Annotated in this window: 19 protein-coding genes; 8 read left to right on the top strand and 11 right to left on the bottom strand. The window is 70.5% G+C overall.

Annotated elements, in window-relative coordinates; all coding sequences use genetic code 11:
- Nucleotides 1–23 precede the first annotated feature (23 nt).
- A complete protein-coding gene (gene secY, locus BWR60_RS19420; RefSeq protein WP_088152682.1) occupies nucleotides 24–1,376 on the top strand; it encodes a preprotein translocase subunit SecY in 1,353 nt (450 codons plus the stop codon).
- Nucleotides 1,373–1,966, top strand: a complete 594-nt coding sequence (locus BWR60_RS19415) for an adenylate kinase (protein WP_088152681.1) — start codon at nucleotides 1,373–1,375, stop codon at nucleotides 1,964–1,966. Before secY ends, BWR60_RS19415 begins: the two co-directional genes overlap by 4 nt.
- A 67-nt stretch (nucleotides 1,967–2,033) precedes the next feature.
- On the opposite strand, the gene BWR60_RS19410 is transcribed toward BWR60_RS19415, so the two are convergent.
- Nucleotides 2,034–2,915 carry a LysR substrate-binding domain-containing protein gene (locus BWR60_RS19410; protein ID WP_088152680.1) on the bottom strand — a complete coding sequence of 294 codons (882 nt, stop codon included), beginning with the start codon at nucleotides 2,913–2,915 and terminating at the stop codon, nucleotides 2,034–2,036.
- A gap of 104 nt (nucleotides 2,916–3,019) precedes the next feature.
- On the opposite strand from BWR60_RS19410, the gene BWR60_RS19405 reads away from it, so the two are divergent.
- A complete protein-coding gene (locus tag BWR60_RS19405) occupies nucleotides 3,020–3,427 on the top strand; it encodes a RidA family protein (RefSeq protein ID WP_179221841.1) in 408 nt (135 codons plus the stop codon).
- Nucleotides 3,428–3,587: 160 nt separating this feature from the next.
- On the opposite strand, the gene BWR60_RS19400 is transcribed toward BWR60_RS19405, so the two are convergent.
- A complete protein-coding gene (locus tag BWR60_RS19400; protein ID WP_088152678.1) occupies nucleotides 3,588–4,604 on the bottom strand; it encodes a zinc-dependent alcohol dehydrogenase family protein in 1,017 nt (338 codons plus the stop codon).
- A 134-nt stretch (nucleotides 4,605–4,738) separates the two neighbouring features.
- Between BWR60_RS19400 and BWR60_RS19395 the strand changes: the two genes are divergently transcribed.
- Nucleotides 4,739–5,092: a winged helix-turn-helix transcriptional regulator gene (locus tag BWR60_RS19395; protein WP_088152677.1), complete on the top strand. Its 354-nt coding sequence runs from the start codon at nucleotides 4,739–4,741 to the stop codon at nucleotides 5,090–5,092.
- Between the two features lie 28 nt (nucleotides 5,093–5,120).
- Here BWR60_RS19395 and phbB read toward each other — a convergent pair whose 3' ends face one another.
- Entirely contained in the window at nucleotides 5,121–5,843 is a 723-nt protein-coding gene (gene phbB / locus BWR60_RS19390; RefSeq protein ID WP_088152676.1) for an acetoacetyl-CoA reductase, read from the bottom strand.
- Between the two features lie 107 nt (nucleotides 5,844–5,950).
- The gene (locus BWR60_RS19385) at nucleotides 5,951–7,123 is read right to left on the bottom strand and encodes an acetyl-CoA C-acetyltransferase (RefSeq protein ID WP_088152675.1); all 1,173 of its coding nucleotides are present in this window, start codon (nucleotides 7,121–7,123) and stop codon (nucleotides 5,951–5,953) included.
- Nucleotides 7,124–7,254: 131 nt separating this feature from the next.
- Between BWR60_RS19385 and BWR60_RS19380 the strand changes: the two genes are divergently transcribed.
- The gene (locus BWR60_RS19380; RefSeq protein WP_218823579.1) at nucleotides 7,255–8,193 is read left to right on the top strand and encodes a 2-keto-4-pentenoate hydratase; all 939 of its coding nucleotides are present in this window, start codon (nucleotides 7,255–7,257) and stop codon (nucleotides 8,191–8,193) included.
- Here the strand turns inward: BWR60_RS19380 and BWR60_RS19375 are convergent.
- Nucleotides 8,081–9,391 carry an alpha/beta fold hydrolase gene (locus BWR60_RS19375; RefSeq protein ID WP_088152674.1) on the bottom strand — a complete coding sequence of 437 codons (1,311 nt, stop codon included), beginning with the start codon at nucleotides 9,389–9,391 and terminating at the stop codon, nucleotides 8,081–8,083. The two genes, BWR60_RS19380 and BWR60_RS19375, sit on opposite strands and share 113 nt — an antisense overlap.
- A gap of 354 nt (nucleotides 9,392–9,745) precedes the next feature.
- Between BWR60_RS19375 and phaR the strand changes: the two genes are divergently transcribed.
- Complete coding sequence (gene phaR / locus BWR60_RS19370; RefSeq protein WP_088152673.1) at nucleotides 9,746–10,387, top strand: polyhydroxyalkanoate synthesis repressor PhaR; 642 nt, start codon at nucleotides 9,746–9,748, stop codon at nucleotides 10,385–10,387.
- A 16-nt stretch (nucleotides 10,388–10,403) separates the two neighbouring features.
- On the opposite strand, the gene BWR60_RS19365 is transcribed toward phaR, so the two are convergent.
- The 4 genes from BWR60_RS19365 to glgX form a co-directional block, all read right to left on the bottom strand.
- A complete protein-coding gene (locus BWR60_RS19365) occupies nucleotides 10,404–10,907 on the bottom strand; it encodes a hypothetical protein (RefSeq protein WP_088152672.1) in 504 nt (167 codons plus the stop codon).
- Nucleotides 10,908–10,911: 4 nt separating this feature from the next.
- Nucleotides 10,912–11,259, bottom strand: coding sequence for a DUF6152 family protein (locus tag BWR60_RS19360; protein ID WP_088152671.1), 348 nt, complete (start codon nucleotides 11,257–11,259; stop codon nucleotides 10,912–10,914).
- Nucleotides 11,260–11,381: 122 nt separating this feature from the next.
- Complete coding sequence (bfr, locus tag BWR60_RS19355; RefSeq protein WP_088152670.1) at nucleotides 11,382–11,858, bottom strand: bacterioferritin; 477 nt, start codon at nucleotides 11,856–11,858, stop codon at nucleotides 11,382–11,384.
- A 98-nt stretch (nucleotides 11,859–11,956) separates the two neighbouring features.
- Nucleotides 11,957–14,074 (bottom strand): glycogen debranching protein GlgX, encoded by a 2,118-nt coding sequence (gene glgX, locus BWR60_RS19350; RefSeq protein WP_088152669.1) that lies wholly within the window; start codon nucleotides 14,072–14,074, stop codon nucleotides 11,957–11,959.
- A 151-nt stretch (nucleotides 14,075–14,225) separates the two neighbouring features.
- Between glgX and BWR60_RS19345 the strand changes: the two genes are divergently transcribed.
- Entirely contained in the window at nucleotides 14,226–14,906 is a 681-nt protein-coding gene (locus tag BWR60_RS19345) for a hypothetical protein (protein WP_088152668.1), read from the top strand.
- An 84-nt stretch (nucleotides 14,907–14,990) separates the two neighbouring features.
- Nucleotides 14,991–15,212 carry an antitoxin gene (locus BWR60_RS19340; protein WP_034841804.1) on the top strand — a complete coding sequence of 74 codons (222 nt, stop codon included), beginning with the start codon at nucleotides 14,991–14,993 and terminating at the stop codon, nucleotides 15,210–15,212.
- A 181-nt stretch (nucleotides 15,213–15,393) separates the two neighbouring features.
- Here BWR60_RS19340 and glgB read toward each other — a convergent pair whose 3' ends face one another.
- Nucleotides 15,394–17,643: a 1,4-alpha-glucan branching protein GlgB gene (glgB, locus tag BWR60_RS19335; protein WP_088152667.1), complete on the bottom strand. Its 2,250-nt coding sequence runs from the start codon at nucleotides 17,641–17,643 to the stop codon at nucleotides 15,394–15,396.
- A 103-nt stretch (nucleotides 17,644–17,746) separates the two neighbouring features.
- The coding region (locus BWR60_RS19330; RefSeq protein WP_088152666.1) for a hypothetical protein at nucleotides 17,747–18,988 on the bottom strand (1,242 nt) is incomplete at its 5' end.

The following is an 18,988-nucleotide window of genomic DNA, read 5'->3' as shown; positions in this document are numbered from 1 at the left end:
CCTTTTTTCATTCGAGGCCTCGCATGGCATCTGCTGCAGAACAGCTCGCTGCGAACCTGAACTTCGGTGCCTTCGCCAAGGCCACGGAGCTTCGCAAGCGCATCTGGTTCACCCTTGGCGCGCTGATCATCTACCGCATCGGCACCTATGTGCCGATTCCGGGCATCGATCCCCGCGTGCTGTCGGAGATCTTCCAGCAGCAGGGTGGCGGCCTCCTCGGCATCCTCAACATGTTCGCTGGCGGCGCGCTGGGTCGGATGACCATCTTCGCGCTGAACATCATGCCGTACATCTCGGCCTCCATCATCATCCAGCTCCTCACGGCGGTGTCGCCGACGCTCGAGGCGCTGAAGAAGGAGGGCGAGGCCGGGCGCAAGAAGATCAACCAGTACACCCGCTACTTCACCGTGGTCCTCGCCACCGCCCAGGCCTATGCCCTGGCGGTCGGCCTGGAGAGCGTGCACGGCTCGATGGGCGCGGCGGTGGTCGATCCCGGCTGGTACTTCCGCTTCACCACGGTGGTGACCATCGTCGGCGGCACCATGTTCCTGATGTGGCTGGGCGAGCAGATCACCTCGCGCGGCGTCGGCAACGGCATCTCGCTGATCATCTTCACCGGCATCGTCGCCTCGCTGCCGCATGCCCTGGTGCAGATGCTGGAGCTGGGCCGGACGGGCGCGCTGTCGCCCTTCGTCATCCTGGTGCTGCTGGTGCTGTGCGTGGCGGTGATCTTCTTCATCGTCTACATGGAGCGGGCGCAGCGCCGCCTGCTGGTGCAGTACCCGAAGCGCCAGGTCGGCAACCGGATGTTCGGCGGCGAGAGCTCGCACCTGCCGCTCAAGCTCAACACCTCGGGCGTGATCCCGCCGATCTTCGCCTCGTCGCTGCTGCTGCTGCCGGCGACGCTGATCGGCTTCGCCGGCAACCAGGCCGGCGACACCGGCAGCTGGGTCGCCTTCATCGCCGGGCAGCTGGCGCATGGCCAGCCGCTGTTCATGGCGCTCTACGCCGCGCTGATCATCTTCTTCTGCTTCTTCTACACCGCGATCGTCTTCAATCCGGAGGAGACGGCCGACAACCTGAAGAAGTATGGCGGCTTCATCCCCGGCATCCGCCCGGGCAAGTCGACCGCCGACTACATCGACTATGTGCTGACCCGGATCACGGTGATCGGCGCCGCCTATCTGACGGTGGTCTGCCTGCTGCCGGAGTTCCTGACGTCCAGCTATTCGGTGCCGTTCTATTTCGGCGGCACCAGCCTGCTGATCGTGGTCACGGTCACCATGGACACGGTGGCCCAGGTCCACTCCCATCTCCTGGCCCATCAGTATGAGGGGCTGATCAAGAAGTCGAAGCTGCGGGGGAGCCGTCGATGAATTTGATCCTGTTGGGCCCGCCGGGGGCAGGGAAGGGGACCCAGGCGAAGCGGCTGGAGGATCGCTACGGGCTGAAGCAGCTCTCGACCGGCGACATGCTCCGGGCGGCGATAGCCGAGGGCACGCCGCTCGGCCGGCAGGTGAAGGAGATCCTCGACCGCGGCGATCTGGTGACCGACGAGATCATGCTCGACATGATCGCGGAGCGGATCGCCCAGCCCGACTGCGACCGCGGCTTCATCCTCGACGGCTTCCCGCGCACCGTGCGCCAGGCCGAGGGGCTGGACGAGACCCTGGCCCGGCACGGCAAGGCGCTGGCGGTGGTGATCGAGATGAAGGTCGACGAGGCGGCGCTGTTCGCCCGCGTCGCCAACCGCGCCGCTCAGTCGACCGAGAAGCGCTCCGACGACACCGAGGAGACGCTGCGCAAGCGCCTCGGCGTCTATCGGGAGCAGACCGCGCCGATCATCCCCTACTACCGCGGCAAGGGCCTGCTGAAGTCGGTCGACGGCATGGCCGACATGGACACGGTGACCCGGCAGATCGAGACCATCCTCGGCTTCCAGCCGGCGAACGCCCCGGCCTCCTGATCAGGGGCGCCGGCGCGACGGATCAGGGCGGCCTCCGGGCCGCCCTTTTTCATGGGCCGGCCCTCTCTCATGTCGGGACGGCGGCCAGGGCCCAGTCGCGGAAGGCGCGGATCTTCGGCCGGTGCCGCTCCGCCGCCGCATGCACCAGCCAATAGGCCTTGCCGCGGTCGACCGTCAGCGGGAACGGCGTGACCAGCCGGCCGGCGGCGATCTCTTCGGCAAAGAAGGCGGGAGTCACCAGCGCCGCCCCCAGCCCGGCCGCGGCGGCCTGGGCCGAGGCCGCCTGGCTGTCGAAGCGCGGCGCCGGCTTGCGCTGCGACGGCGGCGCCTCGATGCCGGCGGCGGCGAACCACGCGTCCCAGCTCATCGCCATGCCGATCAGCGGCAGCGACAGCACATCCGCCGGGTCCTTCAGGGCTGCCGCCAGCCGGGGCGCCACCACGCAGGCGAGGTGGACATCCAGCAGCCGATGCGCGGCGAGGCGGGGCGGGAAGCCGCCCGTGCCGCTGCGGATCTCGACATCGGCGGTCAGCGCCTCGTCGATGCTGTCGCCCAGGTCGCCGCTGGTGGCCAGCCGCAGCGTGATCTCCGGATGCATCGCCTGGAAGGCCCCCAGCCGCGGCGCCAGCCAGTGCGTGGCGAAGATCGAGACCGAGGCGATGGAGAGGGTACGGTCGGCCATGTCGGTCTCGCCGCCGACCGCGGCGCGCAGCCGGCCGAAGGCGTCGACCACCTCGGCGGCCAGCCGCTCGCCGGCCTCGGTCAGGGCCAGGCTGCGGCCGCGGCGGGCGAACAGCGGCGCGCCCAACCGCTCCTCCAGCCGCTTGATGTGATAGCTGACGGCGGCCTGGGTCAGCCCCAGCTCCTCCGCCGCGCGGGTGAAGCTGACATGCCGCGCCGCCGCCTCGAAGGCGTGCAGGGCGGGCAGGGGCAAGCTGTCGGTCGGCATGGTCCAGTATAAGCCTGGCTTATGATCGGCGGCGAGGCCCTGCGTGGTTCGGCCGGGGCCGCCGACGCATCCTCCGCCCATCCCCACCAGCCAGGATGGCCGCGATGCCTGCCGATCTTCCCGTCTTCCTCAACCCCGACGCCATGCCGGCGCCGAACGGCTATTCCCAGGTCGTGCTGGTCCCGGCCGGCGCCCGGCTGGTGCAGCTTGCCGGCCAGGTCGGCATCCGCCCGGACGGGACGATCGCCGGGCCAGGCTTCGCTGAACAGGCCGAGCAGGCCTTCGCCAATGTCGAGGCCGGGCTGGCCGCCGCCGGCAGCGGCTTCGAGCACGTGATCCGGCTGGGCATGTTCGTCACCGACTTCGCCGCCCAGGGCCCGACCCTGCGCGCGGTCCGCGATCGCTATGTCAACGTGGCGGCGCCGCCGGTCAGCACCACGCTGCAGGTCTCGCGCTTCTTCCGCGAGGGGCTGCTGTTCGAGCTCGACGTGCTGGCCATGGTGCCGGGGTGAGCGCGATGTCGGCAACCCTCTCGTTCCGGCTGATGGCGGCGCTGCGCCGCCTCGCCGGCGGGGCGCACCCTCCCCGCCAGCGCCGTCCGCCGCTGCTGCAGCCGGACGCCCTGTCCGTCCATCTGCGGGCCGATCTGGGCTTCGACAGGACGTCCGCCCGTCACCCGATCGCGATCACGATCTTGCCGACATGGCCGGCCGCCTCGAGATGGCGGTAGGCGTCCTTCGCCTGCTCGAAGGGGAAGACCCGGTCGATCACCGGCTTGATGCCGGCCCGGGCGATATGCCGGTTCATCGCCTCGAACATCTGGCGCGAGCCGACATAGAGGCCGCGCAGCGTCACCGACCGGCCGATCAGCGGCGTCGGCTCGAACGGGCTGCCGGCGGTCAGCACGCCGATCAGCTGGACCTGGCCGCCGATCCGGGTGGCGGCGATCGATTTCGGCACCGTGCCGGCGCCGCCGACCTCGATGACATGGTCGACGCCGCGCCCGCCGGTCAGGCGCAGCACCTCCTTCTCCCAGTCCGGATGGCTGCGGTAGTTGATGAGATCGGCGGCGCCCAGCGCCTTCGCCTGCTCCAGCTTGGCGTCGCTGGAGGAGGTGGCGATCACCCGCGCCCCGGCGGCATGGGCGAATTGCAGGGCCAGGATCGAGACGCCGCCGGTGCCCAGCACCAGCACGGTCTCGCCCGGCTGCAGCGGATGCTGGCCGCCATAGAGCGCGTTCCAGGCGGTCACCCCGGCGCAGGGCAGGGCGGCCCCCTCCTCGAAGCTCAGATGCTCCGGCAGGTGCACCAGCCCCTCCTGGTCGAAGACGCGATGCTCGGCCAGCACGCCATGGGCCGCGCCGCCCAGGGCGCTGGCCTGATCGGCGGCGTCGATCTCTCCGCCGATCCAGCTCTGCATGAAGATGCCGGCGACGCGGTCGCCGACCTTGACCCGGGTGACGTCGGGGCCGACCGCCACCACCTCGCCGGCGCCATCCGACAGCGGCACCAGGTCCGGCCGGGGTGCACCGCGGCCGTAGCGGTTGGTGGCGACCATCAGGTCACGATAGTTCAGCGACGCCGCGCGCAGCCGGACCAGCGCCTGGCCGCGGCCGGGCGTCGGGATCTCGGTCTCGGCCAGGGTCAGGTCGTCGATGCTGCCGGTGCGGGGAAAGCGGTACTGGCGCATGGCTCGAACACTCCGATGAGGTCGGGATACCGCCGGATCGGCGGCATGGGCGCCATGTTGCGGCTTGCAGGCCTTCGCGCAAGAAGGCAACATTTCTTGCCATAGGATACTCTTTTGCACCTATGGAGACGAGAATGCCGCCACGAGACCAGGCCCGCCGGCCCTATGGCTGCGCCGTCGAAGTCACGCTCGCCGTCATGGGCGGTAAGTGGAAGCCGGTGATCCTGTACCAGCTGCTGGCCGGGCCGCGGCGCTTCGGCGAGCTGCGCAAGACGGTCGACGGCGCCTCGCAGCGCTCGCTGACGCTGCAGCTGCGCGAGCTGGAGACGGACGGCATCGTGCACCGGCAGGTTTTTGCCGAGGTGCCGCCGCGGGTCGAGTACTCGCTGACCGAGTACGGCCGCACGCTGGCCCCGGTGCTCGACGCCATGAAGGCCTGGGGCCAGAGCTTCCGGGACCGGGTCGAGGGCACGGCAGAGGCGGCGTAGGGGAGGACCCGAGGCCCTCCCCGGGGTCTCAGTACATGTGCTGGCCGCCGTTGATCGACAGGGTCGAGCCGGTGATGAAGCCGCCCTCGTCATCGACCAGGAACAGCACGCCGCGGGCGATCTCCGACGCCTTGCCCAGCCGGCCGACCGGCACCTTGGCGACGATCTTCTCCAGCACGTTCGGCGGCACGGCGCGCACCATGTCGGTGTCGATGTAGCCCGGGGCGATGGCGTTGACGGTGACGCCCTTGCCGGCGCCTTCCTGCGCCAGCGCCTTGGTGAAGCCGTGGATGCCCGACTTCGCCGCGGCGTAGTTCACCTGGCCGTACTGGCCGGCCTGGCCGTTGATCGAGCCGATGTTGACGATGCGGCCGAAGCTGCGCGCCCGCATGCCGTCGATGACGCAGCGGCACATGTTGAAGCAGGAGCCGAGATTGGTGTCGATCACCGCGTCCCAGGCCTGGCGGTCCATCTTGTGGATGGTGCCGTCGCGGGTGATGCCGGCGTTGTTCACCAGCACCTCGACCGGCCCGAGCTCGGATTCGATCTTCGCGATCGCGGCCTGGCACTGCTCGAAATCGGCGACATCGAACTTGTAGACGCTGATGCCGTGCCGCTCGCTGAAGGCGCGGGCGGCGTCATCATTGCCGGCATAGGTCGCGGCGACCCTGTAGCCCTTCTCCTTCAAAGCCAGCGAGATCGCCTCGCCGATGCCTCTCGTCCCGCCGGTCACAACGGCCACACGTCCCATAGCGTCCTCCCAGGGTTGGATTGAAGGGCCGCCGGCCGCGACGAGAGATCGGCGAGCGGCCCGGGAAACGGCGCCTCAGCGGGGAGGCGCCGGTCTCGGAGAGCCTCTCAGCGCTCGACGCAGAGGGCGATGCCCATGCCGCCGCCGATGCACAGGGTGGCCAGGCCCTTCTTCGCGTCCCGCCGGCCCATCTCGTAGAGCAGGGTGGTCAGGATGCGGGCGCCGGACGCGCCGATCGGGTGGCCGATGGCGATGGCGCCGCCATTGACGTTCACCCGGGCCGGGTCCCAGCCCATGTCCTTGTTCACGGCGCAGGCCTGGGCGGCGAAGGCCTCGTTGGCCTCGACCAGGTCCAGCTGCTCGGCGGTCCAGCCGGCCTTCTTCAGGGCGGCGCGGCTGGCCGGGATCGGGCCCGAGCCCATCACCGCCGGGTCGACGCCGGCCGTGGCCCAGGAGGCGATGCGCGCCAGCGGGGTGATGCCGCGGCGCGCCGCTTCCTCCTCGGTCATCAGCACCAGCGCCGCGGCGCCGTCATTGAGGCCGGAGGCGTTGCCGGCGGTGACCGTGCCCTCCTTGTCGAAGGCCGGGCGCAGCTTGGCCAGCACCTCGATCGTGGTGTCCGGCTTCAGGTATTCGTCGGCATCGATCACGGTGTCGCCCTTGCGGCCTTTGACCGTGACCGGAATGATCTCGTCCTTGAACCGGCCCTCACGCTGCGCTGCGCCCGCCTTCTGCTGCGACGCCAGGGCGAAGCGATCCTGCTCCTCGCGGGTGATCTGCCACTGCCGGGCCACGTTCTCCGCCGTGTTGCCCATGTGGTAGCCGTTGAAGGCGTCCCACAGCCCGTCGCGGATCATGGTGTCGACCATCTTGGCGTCGCCCATCTTGGTGCCGGCACGCAGATGCAGCGCGTGCGGCGCCAGCGACATGCTCTCCTGCCCGCCGGCGACGACGATGCGGGCGTCACCCAGCGCGATCGCCTGGCTGCCCAGCGCCACGGTGCGCAGGCCGGAGCCGCAGACCTGGTTGATGCCGTAGGCGGTGGCGGATTTCGGGATGCCGGCGGCGATGGCAGCCTGGCGCGCCGGGTTCTGGCCGGCGGCGGCGGTCAGCACCTGGCCCAGCACCACCTCGTCGACCTCGGCGGCGTCGACCTTGGCCCGGCCCAGCGCCGCGGTGATCGCGATGGTGCCCAGCTCATGTGCCTGCACCGCGGCGAAGGCGCCGCTGAAGGCCCCGACCGGCGTGCGCGCGGCTGCGGCGATGACGACATTGGTCATAGGGGCGATTTCCCTTTGCTGTTCGGCGCGGCCGGGCCGCACCGGTCGATTTGCGCTAGGATGACGATAGCCATGCCGCTTCCGCCCGCGCAACCACGACGGGAGGATAGGTGCGAAGGGGAGGGGGACCGATGCGCAAGCCCTTGCTGCGGGCCGCGATGCTGGCCGTGATGGTGGGAACGATGCCAGCGCTGGCGGCCGGGGATTGCGCCGGCATCGCCGCCCGCGCGGCCGCGGCCTGGCGGGCGAAAGCGGTGGTGTCCGGCCTGGCCGGGATCGACGCGGCCACCGCCGCCTGCGTCCAGAAGACGCTGGTCGGGGACCTCGCGCCGGATGCCGGGGCGCCGGTCGGCTACAAGGTCGGCCTGACCGGCAAGGCGATGCAGCAGCGGCTGGGCGTCGACCATCCGGTGTCGGGCGTGCTGCTGACAGGCATGCTGCGGTTTCCCGGGGTGAAGTACGCCACGGGCAAAGATGGCAAGGAGAGCCTGCTGATCGGTCCGTTTCCGCTGGGAGACGGAGTCACGGCGCACAACGGCCCGATCCCGGCCGATTTCGCTGCCCGCCCGCTGGTCGAGGCCGATCTGATCGCGATCGTGGCGGATGAGGGGGTGAACCAGGCGAAGACGCCGGCCGAGGTGTTGCAGCATCTCGCCGGTCTGTACCCTTTCATCGAGCTGGCCGACCTCGCCTTGGCGCCGGACGAGAAACCGAGTGCCGCCTCGATCGCCGCGATCAATGTCGGCGCCCGCCTCGGCGTGCTGGGCGAGCCGATCGCGATCGAGCCCGGCTTCGCCGAGCGGCTGGCGACGATGCAGGTCTCGTTGACCGACGGCAGCGGCAAGGTGCTGGCCGAGGCGCCGGGTGCCGCCATTCTCGGCAACCCGCTGAACGCGGTGATCTGGCTGGCGCAGGACCTGGCGGCACGGGGCGAGGCGCTGCGGCCGGGGCAGCTGGTCAGCCTCGGCTCTTTCGGCCCGCCGGCGCAGCCGGTGCCCGGCGGGACCGTGACGGTGCGCTATGACGGGCTTTCGGCGGCGCCGGTGTCGCTGTCCGTGCGCTTCGAATAGCGCCGGCCAGCCACGCCGCCAGCGGCCGCCACACCTGGGCCTCGGCGCCGCCGGCCACCACCATGCCGATATGGCCCAGCGCCGGCTCGATCCGCTCGGCGCCGGGGATGCGATCGGCCAGGGCCCGGGCGCTGGCCGGCGGCACGATGCGGTCGCGGGCCGGGATCAGGTGCAGGCTGGGCCGGCGGATCGCCTCCGGCCGCACCGGCGTGCCGTCGATCCGCCACAGGCCGCGGCCGGGCATGTTCTCGCCGTACCAGCCGGCCAGGCATTCCAGCGCCACCGGCCCCGGCAGCGGGATGCCATCGTTCAGCCAGTCTTCCAAGGCCACGAAGCGCGCAGCCTCGGCGGACTCCGGGTCCAGCCGGCCGAAGGCGCTGAACTTGCGCAGCGCGGTCAGCGGGTCGAGCGTGGTGAACAGCGCCTGGATGCCGTCGACCGGCAGCACGCCGAGCGCAGCGATGACCGAGAGGCTGGCCGCCCCCGCCATCCGGCCGATCTCGGCCTGGTGCGGCGCATCGGCGTGGAAATCCCAGGGCGCGGCCAGGAAGGCGATGCCGGCGATGTCGTCCGGCCGCCGCGCCGCCAGCGCCGCCGCCAGCGTGCCGCCCATGCAGTAGCCCAAGAGCCCGACCGGGCCGTTCGCGGCGGCGAGGGCGGCGTCCAGCGTCGGCTCCAGCCGCCGCAGGATCACGTCGCTCAGGGTGAAGTCGCGCTCGGCGCCCTCGGGCGCGTCCCATTCCAGCAGCAGCGGCCTCAAGCCCTGCGCCGCCAGGAAGCGCAGCAGGCTGCGCTCCGCCGTCAAATCCAGCACATAGGCGCGGTTGACCAGCGACGGCACCACCAGCAGCGGCAGGCCGTCGGCGGGACCATAGTCCCGTAGCCGGGCCGACCCGTCGCGCCACAGCACCGGCGGCGCCGGCAGGTCGCGGCGGTAGGGGTGGCGGGTGTAGCGCTCCAGCCCGGTCAGGAAGGCGGCGGCGCGCCGCGTCGCCTCCCGCGCCAAGGCGGCGCCGGCGGCGTCAGCCGGCAGGCTTGCGAGGCGTTCGGCGGCGCGGCGCAGCGGCTCCGGCCAGAGCGGCTTCGAGCCGGGCGACCCGCTCCTCCAGAGCGGCAATGCGGCGGTCCCGCTCATCAGGCTCGCCGCCGCGGCGGCGAGATGCAGCGGCAGCGGCCGCGGCCCCAGGCGCGGCGTCATCGCCGGCCCCCAGCCCGGCCAGGACGCGCGAGATGGGACCGGGGTCCAGGAGGGCGGACCAGCCGCGCAGCGTCTCGGGATCGGTCAGGGTTGCGGTCCAATGCTCTTGCCAGAGATCGAGGAAACGGCGGGCCAGGTCGTCCGGGCTGTCGCCGTCGCCGGGCGGCGGGGCGTGGGGCGGTTTCGGCGCAGTCATCGGCGGCGATCATAGTCGGCCGTGCCGGGCCTGCCTATGCCCGGCGGTTGCTGCGATGCGAAAGGATCGTGACATGCCGGCCCGGTCGGACCAGTATAGCCACAAATCCGTCAAAGCGGCCGTGTGCCCGCGGCCCCAAGAAGCGATAGGGACAACCCATGCCGACCAGTCAGGCCGCCCCTGGAAATGCCCCTTCGGCGGAAGGGCCGAAAGACCCGCCGATCACCATCAAGAAATACGCCAACCGCCGGCTCTACAACACGGCGACGTCGAGCTATGTGACGCTCGAGAACCTGGCCCAGATGGTCAAGGACGGCGTTGAATTCGTGGTCTATGACGCGAAGACGGGCGAAGACATCACCCGGTCGGTGCTGACCCAGATCATTGTCGAGGAGGAGGGCAAGGGCCAGAACATGCTGCCGATCGGATTCCTGCGGCAGCTGATCAGCCTGTATGGCGACAACCTGCAGTTCATGGTGCCGCGCTACCTCGAATCCTCGATGGAGGCCTTTGCCCGCAACCAGGACCAGATGCGCCAGTACTTCAAGGACGTCAGCGGGGTCTTCCCGTTCGGCGCCTTCGAGGAGATGGGCAAGCAGAACATGGCGCTGTTCGAGCGGGCGATGCAGATGTTCACGCCCTTCGCCGGCAAGGGCAAGCCGCCGGGGGCGGGCGGGGCCGGCGAGGCCGCGGCCGAGCCGGCCAAAACCGCCGAGCAGGGCGGGTCGATCGACACGCTGCGCCAGAAGCTGGACGACCTGCAGCGCCAGATCGAGGAGATCACCAAGCCGAAGCGGTGACGGCTGGGCCGAGCCCTTATCCGTAGGCGATCAGCCGGCCGAGCGCGCCGGCGAGGAACCACAGCACGATCGACCCCGCCGCCTGGATCCGGCCGAGCAGCGGCGGGGTGCGATCCCAATCCGCCAGCGACCGGCGCCACACCCAGCGGAAGGCCAGCGCATTCGCCAGCGCCGCGGCAATCACCACGATCTTCAGCTGGAAGATGTCGGCCGCGGCCAGCGGCCCGGCATCGGCGGCGAACAGCGCCGCGCCGGTCACGACCATCAGCGCCAGGCCGACCAGCGCGACCCGGGTCAGCAGGCGTGACACGGTGTCGATCGGCAAGGATCTCCCGAAGCCGACGAGGCGCAGGTCCAGCAGCCCGATGCCTCCGGCCAGCAGCACCAGCCCCAGCAGATGCAGCAGGTTCGCCGCCGGGTACAGCCACAGGGAATCGCGCATCAGCGTGCCGAGGGCCGAGTGCTCGAGCAGCGCGGCCGTCTCGGCGAGCAGGCCGCTGCCGGGCGGGGCATGCTCCATCGGCTCAGCGCAGCTCGACGGTGCGGCCGCCGATGGTGATGCGCTCGGCCCGCATCTCGTCGGCGGCCACCCGGCTGGGATAGCCGACCACGGTCACGGGCGTGCCGACGGCGAGGTCCTCGCGCGGCAGGCCGCGACGGTCCATGCGCGATGGCGGCGACAGCACCACCTGCCAGGTCTTGCCGTCCTGGGTCAGGGTGATCTGGCCGTGCGGGTTCTGGTAGCTCGCGGCCTCGATCGGCCCGGAGAGCGTGAGCGTGGTGTTGGCGTCATAGGTGCTCCAGCCGTGATGGGCCAGGGCGGTGGCGGGAATGAGCGCCGCCAGCAGGATGATCGGCACGCACCGGGGCATCTGTCGTCTCCCGTGCTGATGGATCTCCGTATCAGGTTGGGTGCCGGGCCCGCGATGCAATCGTCCGGGCGCAAAAAAGCCCCGCCGAAGCGGGGCTCTTGCGCTGCGGAGACCTGATTCCGTCACTCCTCGTCGGTCGACACCAGCTGGATGTAGTTCTGCAGGCCCATCTGGCTGATCAGGTATTGCTGCGATTCGAGCCAGTCGATGTGCTCCTCGGTGTCGCCGAGGATCTTCAGCAGGATGTCCTTGGAGACGAAGTCGCGCACCGATTCGCAATGCGCCATCGCCTCCTTCACCGTCTTCTGGTTGAAGGTCTCCAGCCCGAGATCGGATTCCAGCATCTCCGGCACGTTCTCGCCGATGCCGAGCTTGCCGAGATCCTGCAGGTTCGGCAGGCCCTCCAGCACCAGGATGCGCTCGATCAGCAGATCGGCGTGCTTCATCTCGCCGATCGATTCCTCATAGACCTTCTTGGCCAGGCGCTTGATGTCCCAGTTCTTGAGCATCCGCGCATGCAGGAAATACTGGTTGATCGCGGTCAGCTCGTTCTTCAGAACCGCGTTCAGGTGGTTGATGACTTTCTTGTCGCCCTGCATTGCCGCCTCGGCCGTTGTCGTCGATGTCGGGGCGCACCTTAGAACGATTACAGGAGTCCGTAAAGTTTTACTTATGTGATTGAGAGACAGTCGCAGGTTTACTGCAAATCATTCTTGATTTCCGCTGGTGAGGCCGCGCCGAGCGCCAGCAATGCCAGGCTCTCCGCCGCCAGCGGATAGGCCGGGGCCCCCGGCTCCAGCCGCGCCACGCTGGGCGTGCGCGCCGTGTCCAGCCAGGGATGCCAAGCGCCGAGCGGCGGCAGCGTGAACGCCAGCCCCTCCGGCCCCGGGTTGAGCAGCAGCAGCAGGGGCGGCGCGCCCGCCCGGCTCAGCAGCACGCCCAGGGCGAGGCCGGCGGGATCGCCCCAGTCGGCGCCGTCCATCGCCTGGCCATCCGGCCGCAGCCAGGCGATGTCGGGCAGGTCGTCGCGCCCGCTCGGGCCGCCATGCAGGAAGCGCGGCTGGTGCAGTGCGGGATGGGCTCGGCGCAGCGCCACGACGCGGGCGGCGAAATCGACGAAGCCGGGATCGGCGGCCGCCCAGTCCAGCCAGGTCAGCGGGCCATCCTGGCAATAGGCGTTGTTGTTGCCCTGCTGGCTGTGGCCCAGCTCGTCGCCGCCCAGCAGCATCGGCACGCCCTGGCTGAACAGCAGCGTCGCCAGCAGGTTGCGCCGCCGGCGCACACGCCGCGCCAGGATCGCGGGATCCTCGGTCGGCCCCTCGACGCCGCAATTGTCGGAATGGTTGTCGCCGGTGCCGTCGCGGTTGCCCTCGCCATTGGCCTCATTGTGCTTCTGGGCGTAGGAGACGAGGTCGGCCAGGGTGAAGCCGTCATGGGCGGTGACGAAGTTGACCGTCGCCCGGGCGCCGCGACCGCCATGGTCGAACAGGTCGGCGGAGGCGGAAAGGCGCTGCGCCAGCTCCGGCCGCGACCCGGGATCGCCGCGCCAGGCCCGGCGGATGCCGTCGCGGTAGTGGTCGTTCCACTCCGACCATCCGGTCGGGAACTGCCCGACGCGCCAGCCGCCCGGGCCGATGTCCCAGGGCTCGGCGATCAGCTTGGCCTGCGCCAGCACCGGGTCCTGCGCCACCGCCTGCAGGAACGGCGCGGCAGCGGAGAACTCGCCGTCGACGCGGGCCAGGGTGGTGGCCAGGTCGAAGCGGAAGCCGTCGACATGCGCCGCCTCCACCCACCAGCGCAGGCTGTCCATCACCATCTGCAGCACCCGCGGATGGCCGAGGTTGAGTGCGTTGCCGGTGCCGGTCGGGTTGAACGGCTCGCGCCGGTCATGCGCCGCATGCTGGTAGTAGGAGAGATTGTCGATACCGCGGAGGTTCAGCGTCGGACCGAAGACATCGCTCTCCGCCGTGTGGTTGTAGACGACGTCGAGGATCACCTCGATCCCGGCCCGGTGCAGCGCCTTGACCGCGTTGCGCAGCGCTTCGAGAGGGGGGAGGGCGCCGGCATAGGCGGGATGGACGGCGAAGAAGGCGGTGGTGTTGTAGCCCCAGTAGTTGCGCAAGGACCGCTCGACCAGCGCCCGCTCGTCCAGGAAGGCGTGCACCGGCATCAGCTCGACCGCGGTGGCGCCGAGGCGGCGCAGATGGTCGACCATCACCGGATGGGCCAGCCCGCCCAGCGTGCCGCGCAGCGGCTCCGGCACGCCCGGATGGCGCATGGTCAGGCCGCGGACATGCGCCTCGTAGATCACGGTGTCGGCCCAGGGCGTGCGCGGCGCCTCGTCGCCTTCCCAGTCATGGGCGGGGTCGATGACCACGGCTTTCGGCACGAAGGCGGCGCTGTCGCGCGGGTCGAAGGACAGGTCGGCCGCCGGGTCGCCGCGGGTGTAGCCATGCACCGAATCATCCCAGCGGAAGCCGCCGGCCAGGCCCTTCGCATAGGGGTCCAGCAGCAGTTTGTTCGGGTTGAAGCGGTGGCCGTCCAAGGGGGCGTAGGAGCCGTGGACGCGGAAGCCGTAGACGGTGCCGGCCCCGGCGCCGGGCAGCAGCCCGTGCCAGACCTGGTCGGTGCGGGCCGCCAGCTCGTACCGCGCTGCCTCCTGCCGGCCCTCGGCGTCGAACAGGCACAGCTCGACCCGCTCCGCATGGGCGGAGAACAGGGCGAAGTTCACCCCGTCCCCGGCCAGCGTGGCGCCCAGCGGCCAGGGGCTGCCAGCCGGAAGCGGTCCCGCGGGAAAGTTGGTCGGCAGCGGCATCGTGACGGTTCCTTCGAGCCTGTCCGGAGGGCAGGATGGGGTGCGCGGGCGCTGCCCGTCCACCGGCCATCATGACCGGCCGCCGCCGACACGATTTCACCACGTTTCGCCGCTAGCCGTTGCCCAGCCGTTCGCCGAAAGGACCGACAGCGTGACGACCCTCGCCGATCCCGACCACAGCCCGGCCGCGCCGACCGATCCGCATCCCGTCCCGCCGCGCGACGGCGAGGGGCCGCGAATCGGCGTCGTCGTCGCGATGATCGTCGCCTTCGTCGCCCTGGTGGCGGCGGTCTATCTCGGCGTCGAGAGCCGCAGCGCCGGCCAGTCCCGCGACGGGCTGCAGGGCAAGCTGGCGGCGACGGAGCAGGAGCTGGCGGCGCTGAAGCAGGCCGGCGGCGACCGCGACGCGCTGAAGGCCGAGTCCGACCGGTTGCAGACGCAGATCGGCGAGGCCAAGGCGGCGCTGGACCAGATCGGCCAGCGCCACGACCAGGCCGTCCGCGACGCCGACGCGGCCGCGGCCCAGACCCGGGCCGCGCAGGACCAGGCCAAGGCCGTCGACTCGCAGCTGGCCGACCGTCAGGCGCAGGTGGCGGACCTTGCCGGCCAGATCGACCAGCTGCGCGCGCAGGAGGCGGCGCAGCGCGAGAGCTACGGCCGGCTGAACGCCGATTCGGCGGCGGTGAACGGCCAGCTGGCGCAGGCGACGGAGCAGCTGGGCAAGACCCAGGGCGACCTGGCGGCGGCCCGGCAGCAGCTGGCCGACCTGCAGGCCCAGATCGCCCGCACCCAGGAAGAGCTGAAGCGCCAGGCCGAGGCGCCGAAACCGTAGCGGCGGGCGACAGGCCTGTCCTGATGTCGTAGGCTGGTTTCGCGTCCGCGAACCCAGCGTGCGGCCCAGACTGCGGAGAATGCCATGGCCAAGGCCCGCGTGTTCCGGTCCGGCAACGGCCAAGCCGTTCAACTGCCGAGGCAGTTCCGCCTCGAGGGGCGCGAGGTCGAGATCTTCCGTCGCGGTAACGAGATCGTGCTGCGCGAGAAGCGGCGCGGCATGGCCCGCGCCTTCGAGTTGCTGGCCGAGCTTCCGATCGGCATCGAAGACCGAAGCGATCCGCTCCCGCAGAAGAGGGAAGCATAGGCAGAGTTCGCTTTGGCGAACCTGAGCCATGACCTGGGACCGATGATTCGGGTCAAACTCCGCCGGAAGAATTGCATTCGGCGTTGCCTCTCCCGCAAGCGGGAGAGGCAACGCGAGAAAACGTCCGACCTTCCGTTGATCCCGATGATCGGGCTGGAGGGATCAAGCCTCATTCCGCCGTTCACCCCGCCCATTCGAACAGCACGGTCGACAGCGGTGGCAGGGTCAGCAGCAGCGAGAAGGGGCGGCCGTGCCAGGGCGAGGCCTCGGCCTCGGCGCCGCCGCCATTGCCCATGCCGGAGCCGCCATAGGCGGCGGCGTCGGTGTTCAGCCGCTCGGCCCAGCGGCCGCCCTGCGGCACGCCGATGCGATAGCCCTGGCGCGGCACCGGGGTGAGGTTCGAGATCGCCAGCACCGGCCGGTCGCCCTCATTCCCCAGGCGCAGCCAGGCCAGGATCGAATCGGCGCTGTTGCTGGCGTCGATCCAGTCGAACCCGTCGGGCTCGCAGTCGCGCACATGCAGCGCCGGCAGCTCGCGATACAGCCGGTTCAGGTCGCCGACCAGACGCTGTACACCCGCATGGTGCGGCCCGGCCTCCAGCAGATGCCAGTCCAGGCTGCGGTCGTGGCTCCACTCGTTGGCTTGCGCGAACTCGCCGCCCATGAACAGCAGCTTCTTGCCCGGATGGGCCCACATGAAGCCGAAATAGGCGCGGAGATTGGCGAATTTCTGCCAGTCGTCGCCCGGCATCTTGCCCAAGAGCGACCCCTTGCCGTGCACCACCTCGTCATGGCTCAGCGGCAGCACGAAGTTCTCGCTGAAGGCGTAGAGCAGGCCGAAGGTCAGGTCGTGATGGTGCCAGTGCCGGTGCACCGGGTCCTTCTGCATGTAGCGCAGGGTGTCGTTCATCCACCCCATGTTCCACTTGTAGCCGAAGCCCAGGCCCCCGAGATGGGCCGGGCGCGACACCGCCGGCCAGGCCGTCGATTCCTCGGCCACGGTGGCCACGCCCTCGTGCCGGCCATAGACCTCGACATTGGTCTCGCGCAGGAACTCCACCGCCTCCAGGTTCTCGCGGCCGCCGAAGCGGTTCGGCACCCATTCCCCGGCCTTGCGGCTGTAGTCGAGATAGAGCATCGAGGCCACGGCATCGACCCGCAGCCCGTCGACATGGAAGCGGTCGAGCCAGTAGAGGGCGTTGCCGAGCAGGAAGTTGCGCACCTCGGCCCGGCCGTAATTGTAGATCAGCGTGCCCCAGTCCTGGTGCATGCCCTGGCGCGGATCGGCATGCTCGTAGAGGGCGGTGCCGTCGAACCGGGCCAGGCCGTGCTCGTCGGTCGGGAAATGCCCGGGCACCCAGTCCAGCAGCACGCCGAGGCCGGCGCGGTGGCAGCGGTCGACGAAGGCGGCGAAATCCTCCGGCGGGCCGAAGCGGCTGGTCGGAGCGTAGAGGCCGATCGGCTGGTAGCCCCAGGAACCGTCGAACGGGTATTCGCTGACCGGCAGCAGCTCGATATGGGTGAAGCCCAGGCCGGCCGCGTAGGGGATCAGCTGGTCGCCCAGCTCGCGCCAGGACAGCGGCCGGTTGCCCTCCTCCGGCACCCGGCGCCAGGACCCGGCATGGACCTCATAGATGCTGATCGGTGCGTCGCGCCGCTGCGCCGCCGGGCGCCGGACCAGCCAGCCGCCATCGTCCCAGCCATAGTCGGGCAGGCCGTGCACGATCGAGGCGGTCTTCGGCGGATGCTCCGCCCGGAAGGCGAACGGGTCGGTCTTCAGCGGCAGCAGGTCGCCGTTCTGGCCGCGGATCTCGAACTTGTAGGCCGCGCCGGGCCCGACGCCGGGCAGGAAGATCTCCCACACGCCGACACCGGGATGCAGCCGCATCGGGTGCAGCCGCCCGTCCCAGCCGTTGAAGTCGCCGACCAGGGCGACGCGGCGGGCGTTCGGCGCCCAGACGGCGAAGACCGTGCCGTCCACCCCGTCCAGCGTGCGCGGATGGGCGCCCAGCCGATGATACAGCTCCAGATGCGTGCCCTCGCCGAGCAGGTGCAGGTCGACCTCGCCGAAGCTCGAGGGGAAGCGGTAGGGGTCCTCGATCTCCCACACCCCGCCGGCGGTGCCGTAATCGATGCGCAGCCGGTAGCGGGGCGGGAAGGGGCGGCCGATGCGGCCGTCGAACACGCCGTCGGGGTGGCGCCGCTCCAGCCGCGCCAGCACCACGCCGCTGTCGGGGTCGATCGCCTCGACCGCCGCGGCGTCGGGCCGGAAGCAGCGCAGCACCGTGCCGTCCCCGTCCGGATGGGGGCCGAGCACGCCGAACGGGTCGTGATGGTCCGAGGCGACGAGGGCCGCGATGTCGGCCGGGTCGGTCAGGCGGCCCGGGGCATCGGTGCCGGCCGGCGGGCGAGGGGGCGCTGCGTTGGTCATCGAAGCCTCCATCCTGCCGCGATCTTGACCGGTTCTCTCCGGAAACAACAAGGGCGGATCCGGTATGGATCCGCCCTCGCGTCGATTGCCGGGATGGGGCCGGTCAGTTGCCGGTCGGCGGCGTGGCCGGCGCGGCGGGCGGCTGGGTGCCCTCGGCCGGCGGAGTCGCCGGCGCGGCGGGCGCTGCCGGGGCAGCGGGGGCCGCCTGGCCGGCATCCGGCGTTGCGGCGCCCTGGCCGTTCTCCTGCTTCTGCTTCTCCGCCTCGGCCGACGCCATCTGCGTCTGGATGAAGGTGGCCAGCTTGTTGGAGGCGTCGTCCGCCAGCGCCTTGTCGGTCTGCAGGGCCTGGTGGAAGAAGGCGGTGTAGTAGTTGTCGTCCAGGGTGAAGACCAGCGACGCGGCGATCTTCTGCTGGTTCATCGTGCAGCTCAGCTCGGCCCGCTTGACGGCGTAGGGGCCCTCGATCGCGGCCGGCTGGTCGCTGCTCTGCCAGTCGGTGCCGCAGATCGACTTCATGATCTCGAGATAGCGCTTGGCGAACTGGTCGATCTCGACCGTGTCGCCGCGCGGCTCCTGGTGCAGGCCGCCGATGACCTTGCCGTCGGTGCCGACCTGCCAGGCCTGGTTGATCTGCAGCGGGTCGCGCGGCAGCTTGCGCGGGTCGGCGATGCCGACATCCTTGATGCCGGCGCCGTTCAGGATGTCCTGCAGCGCGCCCACCGGCATGCCGAAGCCCTGCGCGCCGACCAGGGTGCGCGGGTCGACCTGGGGGTTGTTGGCCTGGGCCTTGGCGATCAGGCCGCGGGCGGTGTCGATGCAGTTCTTCAGCGCGGGCAGGGCGGCGCCGGTGCCGGTCAGCGGGAAGGTGAACTCGCCCTTCGGCGTGGTCACGATCGCCTTGCTGCCCTTGGCCAGGGCCTGGAACAGGTCGCCGTCCTGGCCGACCGGCAGCACATAGGCGACCGGCGACACCGGGACGATGTCGATCTGCTTGTCATAGGCGGAATCGACGCGGATGCGGCCCTTGCCCTTGTCGCCTTCCTTCAGCCCCCAGTTCTGCTTCACGACGGCGACGTTGAACAGGAAGTTCGGGTTCAGCGTGAAGGCCAGCGTCAGCCCATTGTCATAGGGCTTCGAAATGTCGCAATGGCTGAACTGGTGGTTCTGCGGGTTCGGAACGGCCCCACCTTTCCACCCGCCGGCGTCGATGGTGAACTCCTTCGGCGTCGGGGCCTGCTGCCCCTGCGGCTGCGGGGCCGCGGCCTGGCCCTGCTGTGCGGCCGGGGCGGCCGGCTGGTCGCTGCTCTGCCAGTCGGTGCCGCAGATCGACTTCATGATCTCGAG

Source organism: Inquilinus limosus (assembly GCF_002195995.1).
GTDB lineage: Bacteria > Pseudomonadota > Alphaproteobacteria > DSM-16000 > Inquilinaceae > Inquilinus > Inquilinus limosus_C.
This window is presented reverse-complemented; position numbering and strand designations above follow the sequence as displayed.